Below are 13595 nucleotides of genomic sequence, written 5' to 3'. Positions count from 1 at the left end.
TCGGATCTGTCGGACATGACCCTGGTCTCGACGGGGCGGCGGTCGCATCAGGGGACCCCCCTGGTGCGCTCCCTAGACTCGGTGCGTGCTGGTCGGCCGTGAGCAGGAGCGTCAGGTCATCAGGAAGCTGGTGGCCTCTGCCCGCGTGGGCGAGAGCGGCGCGCTGGTGCTCGCCGGGGAGGCCGGGATCGGCAAGAGCGCCCTGCTCGAGGACGCCGCCGCGGCCGTGACCGAGGCGGGCATGCGCGTGCTGCGGGCGGCTGGGATCGATGCCGAGCGCGAGGTGCCGTTCGGCGGGTTGCTCCAGCTGCTGCGCCCGGTGCTGGACCACCTGGACGCGATCCCCGCCCCGCAGGCCGAGGCGCTCGGTTCGGCGCTCGCGCTGGTGCCCGGGTCCGCCGGCGAGCGGTTCGCGGTCGGCGCCGCCGTGCTGAGCCTGCTCAGCCGCGTGGCCGACGACGGGCCGGTGGCGGTGATCGTCGACGACGCGCACCTGCTCGACCCCCCGTCGGCGCAGGCCCTGTGCTTCGCCGCGCGCCGGCTCACCGCGGACCCCGTGGTCGTCCTGCTCGCGGCGCGCGACGAGACACCGTCGGTCGTGAGCTCGGCGGGGTTGCCCACCCTCGTGCTCGGCGGGCTCACCGACGCCGACGCGGCCGAGCTGGCCGGGTCCCTGGGCCGACGTCTGCCGGACGAGGCCCGCGCACGGCTGCTGTCGTCGACCGGGGGCAACCCGCTCGCCCTCCTGGAGCTCACCGACGAGGGGTTCGACGCGCTGCCGCCGGGGGCGCCGGTGCCCGTGCCCGCGTCGCTGGCCCGGACGTTCGCCCGGCGCGCCGACGCGCTCTCGGAGGGCGCCCGCACCGCGCTGCTCGTCGCAGCGGCGGCTGGCGGTGACCTCGCGGCGATCACCGACGCGTGCGCGCTGCTCGGGGTGTCCGTGGGCGACCTCGACGAGGCCGCCCGCGAGCAGCTGCTCACCGTCGACGCCCACCGGGTCACCTTCCGGCACGACCTCGTCCGCTCCGGCGTCTACGCCGAGGCCGCCCCGGGGGCCCGCCGAGCGGTGCACGCCGCCCTGGCGCAGGCCGTGCCGGCCGACGACGTCGACCGGCGCGCATGGCACCTCGGCGAGGCGACGGCCTCCCCGGACGCGTCGGTGGCCGCGGTGCTGGACGAGGCTGCGACGCGGGCCCGCGGTCGCGGTGCGTGGGCGGTGGCCGCCGCCGGGTTCGACCGCGCCGCCGGCCTGAGCCCTGACCCGGCCGACCGCGCCCAGCGTCTGGTCTCGGCGGCCGAGAGCGCGTGGCGGGCCGGCCTGCCGGATGCCGCTCTCGACCAGCTCGCTCGCGCGTCCGAGCTCCCCCGGTCCCCCGCCCTGCGCACCCGAGCGGCCACGCTGGATGGCACCATCGCCGCGCGCACCGGCTCGGTCGAACGGGCCCGCGACGTCTTCGTCACCGCCGGCACGCGGGCCGACGTCGACCCCGACACCGCTGTCGCGATGCTGGCCGAGGGGATCCTGGCCTGCATGTTCGCCGGCGACGTGGCGACGGCCGAGGCGGCCACCGCCCGCATCGCCGCGCTCGAGCCGCGGACGGCGCGAGCACGGTGGGTCGGGTCCATGGCGACCGCCGTGGCGGACATCCTGGCCGGTCACGGAGGTCCGGACCTGCTGCGCGCCGCCATGGCGGAGGTCGACCAGTACCTCGACGACCCGCAGCTGGCGCCGTGGCTCGTCATCCTGCCGCTCTACCTGCGCGAGAGCACCGTCGGCCGGGACGTCATTCCCACGGTCGTCCCCCACTCCCGGCGGCGCAGCGACATCGGCGGCCTGCCGATCCTGCTGTTCTACGTCGCCCGCGACCAGGCGACGACCGACCGGTGGGACGACGCCGTCGCGGGGTACACGGAGGGGATCCAGCTCGCCCGGGAGGCCGGCCAGGCGACGGACCTCACCGCGTGCCTGGCCGGGCTGTCCTGGCTCGAGGCGCGACGGGGCGACGCGGACGCCTGCCTGGCCCACGCCGAGGAGGCCCTGGCGATCGCCGGCGAGCACCACCTCGGCTTCCACCAGACGTGGGCGATGACCGCGCTCGCCGAGCGCGAGCTGAACCTCGGCCGGACCGACGCGGCGCTCGAACGGTTCCGTGAGCTCGACGTGGTGCTGGCGGACCTCGGTCTGGTCGACGTCGACATCTCCCCCGCCGCGGAGATGGTCGAGGTGCTGGTGCGGCAGGGGAAGACCGACGAGGCGGGCGCCCTGGCGGCGTCGCTGACCGAGCGCGCCGAGGTGAAGGGCCAGCCGTGGTCGCTGGCCCGGGCCGCGCGTGCGGCGGGCCTGACGTGCCCGGACACCGACGTGGACGTGTGCTTCTCCGTGGCTCTCGCCTACCACCAGCACACGCCCGACGCGTTCGAGACCGCGCGCACCGAGCTGGCGTACGGGTCCCGGCTGCGTCGCATGAAGCGCCGGGTCGACTCCCGCCCGCACCTGCGGTCCGCGCTGGCCACGTTCGAGCGGCTCGGCGCTGTCCCGTGGGCCGACCAGGCGGCTGCCGAGCTGCGCGCGACGGGCGAGACGGCCCAGCGGCGCAGCGCCACCGGCCTCGACCACCTCACGCCGCAGGAGCTCCAGGTGGCCAGCATGCTGGCCGCGGGACGCACCACCCGGGAGGCCGCCGCCGCGCTGTTCCTGTCCCCGAAGACGATCGAGTACCACCTGCGCAACGTGTACCTGAAGCTGGGGATCCGGTCGCGCGCCGAGCTGGCCGGGGCGATCCCGGGCTGAGGCTCAGCCCGCGACCACCACGCGGATCTCGTTGTTCCACGGGTCCTCGAACGCGAGGACCCGGCCGTCGTCGCGCGTGGCGATCCCCCGGCTGGTCAGCCGGGCACCCAGCGCACCGCGCTCCTCGTCGGTCGGGAGCTCGATGGTGACCTCGCCGAGCCCGAGCGCCGGCCACCGGCCCTGCGCGCCGCGGCTCTGCCACGTGTTCATCGCGAGGTGGTGGTGGTAGCCGCCGGCCGACACGAACAGCGCCTGGGTGCCGTACTCGGCGGTCACCTCGAAGCCGACCGTGTCCACGTAGAACTGCTGGGCCGTGGTGATGTCGCCCACCTTCAGGTGCACGTGCCCCACCGAGGCGGCGCCGTCGAGCGCGTCGGGGTCGGTGAGGTTCTCCCGCAGGAACCCGTTGGGGTCCAGGTAGTTGGTGGCCATCGCGACGCGGCCGTTCTCCCAGCCCCACTGCTCGCGCGGCCGGTCCCAGTAGAGCTCCACGCCGTTGCCCTCGGGGTCGTCGAAGTACAGCGCCTTGGACACCAGGTGGTCGGAGCTTCCCGTGAACGAGGACGGGAAGTGCTGCGCGACCGAGTACACCGACGACGCGAGGGAGCTCTGCTCGTCGAACAGGATCGCGGTGTGGAACAGCCCCGCGGCGGTCGAGGGGGCGTGCTTGAGCAGCGGCGTGTGCTCGAGCACGACGGACGGGACGCCGAGCCGGCCCAGCGTCACGCGGTCGCCCTCGGCCTCCAGGACCGACAGGCCGATGCCGCGGGAGTAGTAGTCCGTCATCCCGTCGAGGTCGCCCACCTTGAGGGTGACGGCGCCGACGTCGGTGCGGGCGTCGAGGATCTCGCTCATGCCGTCAGCCCGAACCCGCCGGTCCATGACGTCTTCTCCGCGGCGGCCAGCGTCAGCTGGAGGAACCCGAGGGCCTCGAGCTCGTGCGCGCGCTTGAGGGACCCGGCGTCGACGGCACGCAGGCCACCCGCCTCGACGACCGCGGCCAGGGCGGCCTTGGCGTCCGCGTCATCCCCCGCGATGAGCACGGCGGTCCGCTCGGACCCGACCTCACCCGTGGTGAGAGTGGCCGCGAACGTGGTGTTGAAGGCCTTGAGCACCGACGCGCCGGGCACGGCCTGCGCGATGACCTCGGCGGCGGAGCTGCCCACCGGCACGACGAGCGAGTCGAAGGTGGCGAAGTCGAGGGGGTTGGTGAGGTCCACGAGCACCTTGCCGTCCAGCTGGCCCTCGTACTGGCCGAGCACCTCCGGCACGGCGCCGTAGGGCAGCGCGAGGACGACGACGTCGCCCGTGATCGGGTCACCGACGGTGCCGTGCTTGGCGCCCGGGATGGCGACCTTGACCGGCTCACGCGTCAGCACCTGTGCGTCGTTGCCGCCCGCGATGACGCGCCAGGCGATGGCCGCGCCCATGTTGCCTGCTCCGATGATGGTGACCGTGCTCATGACGTCCTCCTTGATTGGTTGTTGCTACAACTACTGTACCTCTAATAGTTGTCGCGTCAAGTGTTTGCTAGCATGTCTCGCATGACGGAACCGCGCTGGCTCACCCCGGAGCAGCTGTGCGCCTGGAAGAAGCTCATCGCCGTGGTCGAGTTGCTGCCCGGGACGCTCGAGTCCCAGCTGCAGCGCGACTCCGGCCTGAGCCACTTCGAGTACTTCACGCTCGCGATGCTCTCCGAGGCACCGGACCGCACGCTGCGGATGACGTCGCTCGCCGCGCAGACCAACGCCACCCTCGCACGCCTCTCCCACGTGGTCACCCGGCTGGAGAAGCGCGGGCTGGTGCGCCGCGAGGCGTGCGCGGAGGACCGGAGGGCCACCAACGCGATCCTCACGCCCGCCGGCTGGACGACGGTCGAGGCCGCCGCGCCGGGGCACGTCGGCACAGTCCTGGCGACCGTCATCGACCCGCTCACGGACAGCGACGTCGCCGACCTGGACCGCGTCATGGGCCGCATCCTCGAGGTCCTCGACCCCTCGCACATCATGGTCGGGCTCCTGCCGACCGATGACTGAGGTGTGCTCCTCTCCCTCTCGCTGATCGGCTTCCTCGCCCTCGCGGCGAGCATCGTCGTGCGGTGGATGCTGCGGCGCGTCGACTCGCTCGGCCGCATCGCGCCGTTCCCGGCGATCAGCGTCAGCCTGTCCCTCGCCCTGGCGCTGGGCTGCGCGGTGCCGATGCTGGTGGACGCCTGGGTCGAGCACCGGCTCGAGGGGGCCGCGAGCCGGATCGCCGGCGGACCGGTGCAGGTGCACTGCCAGGGCTTCGGGCAGGCCTACGTCGACGCCGGTGCCGAGCTGGGCTACGTCGCGTGGGGGCCCGACGGGGTCCCCGAGCGCGAGACCCTCCTCAAGTTCGAGCCCTGCGGCGACCTGCGCGCGTGGCTCTGGTCGACCAAGCAGAGCCCGTCGCTGGACCAGGTCGTCGCGGTGCACGTGCTCACCCACGAGACCATGCACATGGTCGGGATCACCAACGAGGCGCAGACCGAGTGCGCCGCCGTGCAGCGCGACGCGCAGATGGCCGTCGCCCTGGGGGCGTCGCCCGCCGAGGCGCAGGCGCTGGCCCTGCGCTACTGGACCGAGGTCTACCCGCGGATGCCCGAGGGCTACGTCGGCGGCTGCGGACCCGGTGCGCAGTACGACGAAGCGGTGCCGACGCCGCCCTGGTGACGTGCGTCGACCCCGGTGGGGCCCGCCTCCCGCCGCGGCTGTTCGGCCGGACGTTCGAGCTCGTCCCCGCGGGCGACCGCTACGGGCTGCCGGCGTTCTACGAGCTGCACGCGTGGCTGCTCCGGTCCAACCCGTCGGACATGTTCGAGGACTGGAACCCGCGCGTGAGCTGCGCCCGGTCCACCGAGTCGTCCTGACGTCACCGCACCTGCGGTCCCGGGTGGAGACATCCGGGACCGCAGGTGGTGTGCTGGGTGTGACCGTCGCACCGGCAAGGAGGCCGACATGTGTCGCTGGCTCGCCTACACCGGGTCGCCCGTGCTCCTGGACGACCTGATCTACAAACCCACCAACTCGCTCGTCGTGCAGAGCCTGCACAGCCGGCTCGGCGCGGAGGCCACCAACGGCGACGGGTTCGGCGTCGGCTGGTACGACGAGCACTCGCCCACCCCCGGGGTGTTCCGCAGCATCGAGCCGGCGTGGAGCGACCGGAACCTGCGCGAGCTGGCCGAGCACGTCCGCTCCGGGGTGGTCCTCGCGCACATCCGCGCGACCAGCGGGACCGCCGTGCAGCAGACCAACTGCCACCCGTTCCGGCACGGCCGATGGCTCTGGATGCACAACGGGCTGCTCGCCGGGTTCTCCGCCATGAAGCGCGACCTCGTGCTGGCGATCGACCCCGAGCTGTTCCCGCTGATCGAGGGGTCGACCGACTCCGAGATCCTCTTCTACCTCGCCCTGACGTTCGGCCTCGAGGACGACCCGCCCGCCGCCGTCGCCCGGGCGGTCGGGCTGGTCGAGCAGGTCGGCCGGACGCACGGCATCGCGTTCCCCGTGCAGATGACCGTCGCCACCAGCGACGGCGCCCGGTTGTGGACGTTCCGGTACTCGACCGAGGGGCAGAGCCGGTCGCTGTTCCGGAACGCCGACGTCGCGGTTCTCCGGGAGCAGTACCCGGAGAACCCCGTGCTGCACGACCTCGCGGACTCGACGCGGATCGTCGTCTCCGAACCGCTCGGGGACCTCAAGGGCGCGTGGCACGAGGTGCCGGAGAGCAGCTGCCTCGTCATCGAGGACGGGCGCGAGGAGCTACAGCCGTTCCGGCCCGCCGCGTAGGGCCTCAGCGGTCGAGGCAGAGGCAGAACGGGTGCCCGGAGGGGTCCGCGTAGACGCGGAACGGGTCCTCCGGATGCCCCTCCTCCTCGGGCGTCCCCGTGAGCGGTCGCGCGCCGAGGCGCACCGCCTCCTCGTGCCCGACGGCGAGGTCGGTGACCTCCAGGTCCAGGTGCACGATGGCGCCCGCCCGCCACGGCGGCACGGTGGCGTCCGACCGCTGGAAGCCGATCCGGACCGGGCGCTCGGGGTCGACGATCAGGAGGTACTCGTCGCCCTCGGGGTCCGGCTCCTCGTGACCGGGCGCCCACTCCCACCGCAGGAGGCGGCGGTAGAACTCGGCGAGCTCGCGCGGCTCGGCGCAGTCGAGGGTCGGTTGGCGCAGGTGTCGACTCGTCATGAGCCGACGCTAGGTGCTTCGTCACATGCCGGACACCTGTATACGGTTCACTCGGCAGACCATGGACCTCACCTCGCTGGACCGCATCCGTGCGGCACTGGACCGGACCGAGCTGACGCTCGGCCCCCGCAGCGTGCCCCTGGCCGGCGGCACCTGGCTGTTCTCCGAGCAGCAGCCCCACCTCGAGGAGCTGGTCGACCTCACTACCCTGCGCTGGCCGGCCGTCGAGGTGACCGCGGACGGGCTCACCCTGGGGGCCACCTGCACGATCCGGACCCTCGTGGACCTGCCGCCGGTGCCGGGGTGGCGGTCGCAGCACCTGGTGGCGCAGTGCGCCCGGTCGCTCGTGGCGTCCGAGAAGATCTGGGACTGGGCGACGGTCGGCGGGAACGTCTGCCTCGCGCTCCCGGCGGGCGCGCTGACGTCGCTGGCCGCGGCGCTCGACGCGACCGCTGTGGTGTGGACGCCCGACGGCGGTGAGCGGCGGGAGCCCGTCGCGTCCTTCGTCACCGGCGTGCGGACCACGTCGCTGCGACCGGGCGAGGTGCTCCGCGCGGTGTCCATCCCGTCCGACGCGCTCGGGCAGCCGGCCGCGTTCCGGCGCATCGCGCTGACCCGGCACGGACGCTCCGGGGCGATCGTCATCGGCCGCCGGCTCGGGCTCGGCGGACTCGTCGTCACGCTCACGGCGGGCGTCACGCACCCCCACCGGCTGGAGTTCCCGACGCTGCCCTCGCCGACCGAGCTCGCTGAGGCCGTCGCGGCCGTCGACGACTGGTACGACGACCCGCACGGCGCCCCGGACTGGCGTCGGGCCATGACGATCCGGCTGGCCGAGCAGGTCCGGGAGGAGCTCGCATGAGGTTCGAGGTCAACGGTTCGCCGGTCGAGGCGGAGCCCGCGCCCGGTCAGGTCCTGCGGACCCTGCTGCGCGAGCAGGGGCACGTCGAGGTGAAGAAGGGCTGCGACTCGGGCGACTGCGGGGCGTGCACCGTGCTGCTGGACGGCCGGCCGACGCACTCCTGCCTGGTCCCCGCGTACCGAGCGGCCGGCCGCGCGGTGACCACGGTGTCCGGGCTGGAGCCGTCGGTCGGCCAGGCGTTCGTCGACGCCGCCGCGTTCCAGTGCGGGTTCTGCACCGCCGGCCTGGTCACCACGGTGGCGGGACTGTGCCTCACCGAGGACGACGACGAGACCGCCCGGCTGCTCAAGGGCAACCTCTGCCGGTGCACCGGGTACCGCTCGATCTGCGACGCGGTCGCCCGCCGCCGCAACACGGTCGACGCGCTGGCCGGTCAGGACGCCGGCCGCTCGGTGCGCTCCCCCGCCGCGCACCGGATCGTCACCGGCCGCGAGCCGTTCACGCTGGACGTCCCCTCGACCGACCTGGCCCACCTCGCCGTGCTGGGCAGCCCGCACGCACACGCCCGCATCGCGTCGATCGACACGACCGCCGCCCTGCGCGCTCCGGGGGTCATCGCCGTGCTCACGCACGAGGACTCCCCCGCGACGCTGTTCTCGACCGCCCGGCACGAGTCGCGGCTCGACGACCCCGACGACACCCGCGTGCTCGATCCCGTGCTCCGGTTCCACGGCCAGCGGGTCGCCGTCGTGGTCGCCGAGTCGGTGCGGGAGGCGTCGCGCGCGCTCTCGTTGATCGAGGTCGAGTACGAGGTCCTACCCGCGGTCGTCGACCCTGCGGCCGCGCGGGAACCGGGTGCGCCCCTGGTGCACGGCGACAAGGGGCCCGAGTCGCGGATCTCCGAGCCCGGGCGCAACGTCGTCGCGCAGCTGCACGCCGAGATGGGGTCCGTCACCGCCGCGCTGGCGTCGTCGGCCCACCGCGTCAGCGGCACGTACCGCACCAGCCGCGTCTCGCACGCGGCGATGGAGACCCACGCCACGCGCGGCTGGCTCGACGAGGACGGGCGGCTCGTCCTGCGGACCAGCACGCAGGTGCCGTACCTGGTCCGCGACGAGATCGCGCACATCTTCGACCTCGACCCCGCGCGCGTCCGGGTGCTCACGGGTCGCGTCGGGGGCGGGTTCGGGGGCAAGCAGGAGCTGCTCACCGAGGACGTCGTCACGCTCGCGGTCCTGCGCACCGGACGCGCGGTCCAGTACGAGATGAGCCGCACCGACGAGTTCACCATCGTGCCCACCCGGCACCCGGTCCGCGTCGAGGTGGAGCTGGGCGCCGACGCGGACGGCGTGCTGACCGCCCTGCGCATCGACGTGCTGAACAACACCGGCGCCTACGGCAACCACGGACCGGGCGTGATGTTCCACGGCGTCTCCGAGTCGATGGCCGTGTACCGGTGCGCCAACAAGCGCGTCGACGCCGAGTCCGTCTACACGCACACCGTGCCGTCGGGCGCGTTCCGCGGGTACGGGCTGGGGCAGATCATCTTCGCGATCGAGTCCGCGATGGACGACCTCGCGCGGTCGGTCGGCATCGACGCGTTCGAGCTCCGGCGCCGCAACGTCGTCGTCCCCGGCGACCGCCTGCTCGTGGTCGACGCCGAGGAGAAGGGCGACCTCGACATGCACTCCTACGGCCTGGACCAGTGCCTGGACCTCGTGCAGGCGGCCCTGGCCGACCGGTCCGCCGACCCCGCCGCACCGGCCGGAGCGGTCGTCGGCGACGGCATGGCCATCGCGATGATCGCCACGATCGCCCCGCGCGGGCACTACGCGGAGGCCTCCGTCCGACTGCTCGACGACGGCCGGTACGAGGCCGCCATCGGCACCACGGAGTTCGGCAACGGCACCACCACCGTGCACGGCCAGCTGGTCGCGCAGGCGCTCGGCACCACCGTCGACCGGATCGTCATCGTGCAGTCCGACACCGACGTCGCCGGGTACGACACCGGGGCGTTCGGGTCCGCGGGCGTCGTCGTCGCCGGGCTGGCCCTGCACCGCGCCGCGCTCCAGCTGCGCGCCAAGATCCTGTCCGCGGCCGCCGCGCTGCGCGACCACCCGAGCGACGAGCCCCGCACGTGGGACTCGAGCGACCTCACCCCCGACGCGGCGAGCGGGGTGCCCCTGACCGAGATCGCGCGCGCCGTCCCCGGGCTCGCCGGTCAGGGCACCCACGACGGCACCCCGCGGTCGGTCGCGTTCAACGTGCACGGCTTCCGCGTGGCCGTCGACCCCGCGACCGGAGAGGTCACCATCCTGCGGTCGGTCCAGGCGGCCGACGCCGGCACCGTCCTGCACCCCGAGCAGCTGCGCGGGCAGATCGAGGGCGGCACCGGCCAGGCCGTCGGCACCGCCCTGTACGAGGAGATGCGGCTCGACGACGAGGGCCGCGTGACCACCGCCTCCTTCCGCAGCTACCACGTGCCGCAGATGGTCGACCTGCCCCGCACCGAGGTCCTCTTCGCGCGGACCAGCGACGGCCTGGGCCCGCTCGGCGCCAAGTCGATGAGCGAGGCCCCGTACAACCCCGTCGCGCCCGCGCTGGCGAACGCGATCCGCGACGCGCTCGGCGTCCGCCCGCACGAGCTCCCGATGTCCGCCGAACGCCTCTGGCGCCTCCTGCACGGCTGACCCCCGGGTCCTCGGACGTCCGAACATCCACGCGTCGGGGCGACCGGACCTGCGGAGTTCAGGGGTGCGGGATACGCGCGGGGCGGTGGATCGGACCGGCCAGGTCCGTCAACGGCAGCCCCGTGGCACCCGTGCGCGACGCCAGCACCTCCGCGAGCACCGACACCGCGGTCTCCCCCGGGGTCGACGCTCCGATGTCCAGCCCGATCGGCGCGTGCAACCGGGACAGGTCGTCGTCGGTGGCACCGCGGTCCACCAGCTCGGCCAGGCGGCGGTCCTGCGTCCGCCGCGAGCCCATCGCGCCCACGTACCCGGCGCCACAGCGGAGCGCGGCGAGCACCAGGTCGGCGTCGAACCGGTCGTCGTGCGCCATCACGCAGACCACGTCACGCACGCCGAGGCGCTGCTGCGCGAGGTGCCGTACCGGCCAGTCGACGACCACCTCGTCGGCCGCCGGGTGCCGTCGGGGGGTGGCCAGCACCGCGCGGGCATCACACACGGTCACGCGGTACCCCGCGGCCCGCGCCACGACGGCGAGCGCGGAGGAGAACTCGAGGGCGCCGTACAGGAGCATCCGGGGCGGGGCCGACGCCACCTCCACGAACACCTCGACGCCGCCGTCGGGACCCATGACCCGCACGAGGCCGGACCTGTCCACCTGCGGCAGCCGGCCCGGCAGCGGCCCGTCGAGTGCGGTCACCATGACCGCGTCCTCCCCACGCGCCGCCGCGGCCAGCACGGGCACGTCCTCGGGGCCCACCAGCCGCGCGTGCACGCGGAGCACCCCGCCGCAGGTCAGGCCGACGGCGAACGCGCCCTCGTCGGTGACGCCGTACTCCTGCACGCCCGGCACCGCACCGTCGAGCACGGAGCGGCACAGGTCGTACAGCGCGCCCTCGACGCACCCGCCGGCGACGCTCCCGACGGCCGCGCCCGCGTCGTCCACCGCCATCGACGTCCCGACGACCGTCGGCGCGCTGCCCGTCATCGAGACGACCGTGGCGACGGCGACCCGGTGACCGGCGCTCAGTGTGGCCAGCAGGCGGTCCGCGATCTCGAGCACGGTGGTCACCTCCCGGACCCAGGGCGCTCGCGGGGGTGCGCTCGCGGGGTGCGACGAGCCTAGACCGCTCCCGATCGCCCGCGAGTACCGTCGAGTCGGCGGGACACCTCGTCCTCACCGGTGTCCCGGGAGGAGGAAACGCGCGTGTCACATCGCCCAGGCACACTGCGGCCATGACGGCCCGACTGCACGCCCACCAGTACGGCAAGGCCGAGACGCGCGTCGTGCGGATCGTGCGTGACACGCCCCGCCACGAGATCCGCGACCTCAACGTCTCCACGGTCCTGCGCGGCGACTTCGCGGCGGCCTACCTCGACGGCGACCAGTCGGCGGTCCTGCCCACGGACACGCAGAAGAACATGTCGTTCGTGTTCGCCAAGACCCACGGGATCGCCTCACCGGAGCAGTTCGCGATCCTTCTCGGACGGCACTTCGTGGAGCACGTCGAGCCCGTCTCCGGCGCCCGGGTGGACGTCCAGGAGTACGCCTGGGTGCGTGCGGTGGTGGACGGGGCCGAGCACGACCACACCTGGGTCCGCAGCGGGCAGGAGGTGCGGACGGCGTCCGTGACCGTCGACGACTCCGGCACGACCGTCATCGGCGGCCTGCGCGACCTCACGGTGCTCAAGTCGACCGCGTCCGAGTTCCGGGGCTTCCTGCGCGACGAGTTCACCACCCTGGTCGACGCCGACGACCGCGTGCTGGCCACATCGCTGACCGTGCAGTGGCGCTACGCGGGCACCGACCTCGACTACGACGCGACCTATGCCGTCGTCCGTGCCGTGATCCTGTCCACCTTCGCCGCGGAGCACTCGCTCGCACTCCAGCAGACCCTCTGGCAGATGGGCGAGGCGGTGCTCGACGCCGTCCCGCAGGTGGTGGAGGTCCGCATCGCCGCGCCCAACAAGCACCACTTCCTGGCCGACCTCAGCCCGTTCGGGCTGCCGAACCCGGGCGAGGTCTTCTTCGCCGCCGACCGCCCGTACGGACTCATCGAGGCGGTGGTGGTGCGCGAGGGTGCCCCCGACGCCGGCGATGCCTGGATCCGCTCGGTGGGCGCCCCGTGACCGCGCGTCCCGGCTGGGCCCGGGGCACGATGGGCTGCTCCGACCGCGACCGCATCAGAGGGGGCCTCGTGTGACTCCGGAGGACGAGAGCTGGCTCTCCCAGGCGGTCGCGCTCGCGACGGCGAACGTCGCTGATGGTGGCGGCCCGTTCGGCGCCGTGATCGTCCGCGCCGGCGTGGTGATCGGCGTCGGCCAGAACCGGGTCACCCGCGACAACGACCCGACGGCCCACGCGGAGGTGCAGGCCATCCGTGCGGCCTGCCGGACCATCGAGAACTTCTCGCTCGAGGGCGCCACCGTCTACACCTCGTGCGAGCCGTGCCCGCTCTGCCTGGCCGCGTGCCTCTGGGCCCGAGTCGACCGGGTGGTCTTCGCCGCCGACCGGCACGACGCCGCCCGCGCCGGGTTCGATGACAGCGCCTTCTACGACCTGTTCTCCTCCCACCCCGACACCTGGCCGATGCCGGTCACAGGCCACCGCGTCCCGACCGCCTCCGACCCCATGGACGCCTGGCTGGCCCGCCCGACGCGCATCGAGTACTGAGCGGCCGGCCTCCTCGCCCGAGCGGCCGGTCTCCTCAGCCGGGCGGCGGTCTCCTCAGCTGCGCGCCGTCAGCGGTCGGGTGGGTGGTCGTCGGGGGCGTTGATGGTCTGCCCACGGCGGTTGCGGAACACGTAGCGCAGGGGTGTGCGTCCGGCGACAGGTTCGTCGATGCCCATGGCCGACGCGCTGCCGCCACTCGCCGTCAGACGGAGTTCTGCCTTGGCGTGCTGGCGGCGGGTCCACCCTGGGGGTTTCTCCAGGCGGGTGATGCTCAGGTTGAGTCGGTGGACCTCGGTGTGGTGGTGCTTGCACAACACCGCGGCGTTGCTGAGAGAGGTGGCACCTGTGTCTCGGTCCCACCAGCGGATGTGG

The 13595-nt window shown here is 73.7% G+C and carries 13 protein-coding genes and 1 pseudogene; 9 read left to right on the top strand and 5 right to left on the bottom strand.

From position 1 onward, the window contains the following. Positions 1-85 precede the first annotated feature (85 nt). Positions 86-2791, top strand: coding sequence for an AAA family ATPase (locus HP550_RS14975; RefSeq protein WP_175348492.1), 2706 nt, complete (start codon positions 86-88; stop codon positions 2789-2791). A 3-nt stretch (positions 2792-2794) separates the two neighbouring features. On the opposite strand, the gene HP550_RS14970 is transcribed toward HP550_RS14975, so the two are convergent. Next, positions 2795-3646: a VOC family protein gene (locus tag HP550_RS14970; RefSeq protein WP_175348491.1), complete on the bottom strand. Its 852-nt coding sequence runs from the start codon at positions 3644-3646 to the stop codon at positions 2795-2797. Then, positions 3643-4254 (bottom strand): NADPH-dependent F420 reductase, encoded by a 612-nt coding sequence (locus tag HP550_RS14965; RefSeq protein WP_175348490.1) that lies wholly within the window; start codon positions 4252-4254, stop codon positions 3643-3645. Before HP550_RS14965 ends, HP550_RS14970 begins: the two co-directional genes overlap by 4 nt. A gap of 81 nt (positions 4255-4335) precedes the next feature. Between HP550_RS14965 and HP550_RS14960 the strand changes: the two genes are divergently transcribed. The 4 genes from HP550_RS14960 to HP550_RS14945 all read left to right on the top strand — a co-directional run bounded on the left by HP550_RS14960 (position 4336) and on the right by HP550_RS14945 (position 6600). Then, positions 4336-4827, top strand: a complete 492-nt coding sequence (locus HP550_RS14960; protein WP_210768151.1) for a MarR family winged helix-turn-helix transcriptional regulator — start codon at positions 4336-4338, stop codon at positions 4825-4827. Positions 4828-4830: 3 nt separating this feature from the next. Further along, positions 4831-5484, top strand: coding sequence for a hypothetical protein (locus HP550_RS14955; protein WP_175348488.1), 654 nt, complete (start codon positions 4831-4833; stop codon positions 5482-5484). Continuing rightward, positions 5481-5681, top strand: a complete 201-nt coding sequence (locus HP550_RS14950) for a hypothetical protein (protein ID WP_175348487.1) — start codon at positions 5481-5483, stop codon at positions 5679-5681. The genes HP550_RS14955 and HP550_RS14950 overlap by 4 nt, the downstream gene beginning before the upstream one ends. Positions 5682-5769: 88 nt before the next feature. After that, positions 5770-6600 (top strand): class II glutamine amidotransferase, encoded by an 831-nt coding sequence (locus HP550_RS14945; protein ID WP_175348486.1) that lies wholly within the window; start codon positions 5770-5772, stop codon positions 6598-6600. A 4-nt stretch (positions 6601-6604) separates the two neighbouring features. Here HP550_RS14945 and HP550_RS14940 read toward each other — a convergent pair whose 3' ends face one another. Continuing rightward, entirely contained in the window at positions 6605-6997 is a 393-nt protein-coding gene (locus tag HP550_RS14940) for a VOC family protein (protein WP_175348485.1), read from the bottom strand. 61 nt (positions 6998-7058) lie between these two features. Here HP550_RS14940 and HP550_RS14935 point away from each other — a divergent pair, with 61 nt between their 5' ends. Continuing rightward, positions 7059-7859, top strand: coding sequence for an FAD binding domain-containing protein (locus tag HP550_RS14935; RefSeq protein WP_175348484.1), 801 nt, complete (start codon positions 7059-7061; stop codon positions 7857-7859). Beyond that, complete coding sequence (locus HP550_RS14930) at positions 7856-10549, top strand: molybdopterin-dependent oxidoreductase (protein WP_175348483.1); 2694 nt, start codon at positions 7856-7858, stop codon at positions 10547-10549. The genes HP550_RS14935 and HP550_RS14930 overlap by 4 nt, the downstream gene beginning before the upstream one ends. Positions 10550-10607: 58 nt before the next feature. On the opposite strand, the gene HP550_RS14925 is transcribed toward HP550_RS14930, so the two are convergent. After that, positions 10608-11621: an XdhC family protein gene (locus HP550_RS14925; protein WP_343048196.1), complete on the bottom strand. Its 1014-nt coding sequence runs from the start codon at positions 11619-11621 to the stop codon at positions 10608-10610. A 164-nt stretch (positions 11622-11785) separates the two neighbouring features. Between HP550_RS14925 and pucL the strand changes: the two genes are divergently transcribed. Both pucL and HP550_RS14915 read left to right on the top strand, forming a co-directional pair. After that, positions 11786-12679: a factor-independent urate hydroxylase gene (gene pucL / locus HP550_RS14920; protein ID WP_175348482.1), complete on the top strand. Its 894-nt coding sequence runs from the start codon at positions 11786-11788 to the stop codon at positions 12677-12679. A 70-nt stretch (positions 12680-12749) separates the two neighbouring features. Beyond that, positions 12750-13223: a nucleoside deaminase gene (locus HP550_RS14915; RefSeq protein ID WP_343048195.1), complete on the top strand. Its 474-nt coding sequence runs from the start codon at positions 12750-12752 to the stop codon at positions 13221-13223. A 68-nt stretch (positions 13224-13291) separates the two neighbouring features. Here the strand turns inward: HP550_RS14915 and HP550_RS21980 are convergent. Beyond that, positions 13292-13595, bottom strand: a pseudogene (locus tag HP550_RS21980) (HNH endonuclease); the annotation flags it as partial.

Origin of the sequence: Cellulomonas humilata, from assembly GCF_013359775.1 — a bacterium.
GTDB lineage: Bacteria > Actinomycetota > Actinomycetes > Actinomycetales > Cellulomonadaceae > Cellulomonas > Cellulomonas humilata.
This window is presented reverse-complemented; position numbering and strand designations above follow the sequence as displayed.

What these genes read in the sequence shown, in the direction of transcription:
- HP550_RS14970 (WP_175348491.1), bottom strand. Translation starts at nt 3,646, where the DNA reads ATGAGCGAGATCCTCGACGCCCGCACCGACGTCGGCGCCGTCACCCTC.
- pucL (WP_175348482.1), top strand. Translation starts at nt 11,786, where the DNA reads ATGACGGCCCGACTGCACGCCCACCAGTACGGCAAGGCCGAGACGCGC.
- HP550_RS14965 (WP_175348490.1), bottom strand. Translation starts at nt 4,254, where the DNA reads ATGAGCACGGTCACCATCATCGGAGCAGGCAACATGGGCGCGGCCATC.
- HP550_RS14940 (WP_175348485.1), bottom strand. Translation starts at nt 6,997, where the DNA reads ATGACGAGTCGACACCTGCGCCAACCGACCCTCGACTGCGCCGAGCCG.
- HP550_RS14935 (WP_175348484.1), top strand. Translation starts at nt 7,059, where the DNA reads ATGGACCTCACCTCGCTGGACCGCATCCGTGCGGCACTGGACCGGACC.
- HP550_RS14945 (WP_175348486.1), top strand. Translation starts at nt 5,770, where the DNA reads ATGTGTCGCTGGCTCGCCTACACCGGGTCGCCCGTGCTCCTGGACGAC.
- HP550_RS14930 (WP_175348483.1), top strand. Translation starts at nt 7,856, where the DNA reads ATGAGGTTCGAGGTCAACGGTTCGCCGGTCGAGGCGGAGCCCGCGCCC.
- HP550_RS14960 (WP_210768151.1), top strand. Translation starts at nt 4,336, where the DNA reads ATGACGGAACCGCGCTGGCTCACCCCGGAGCAGCTGTGCGCCTGGAAG.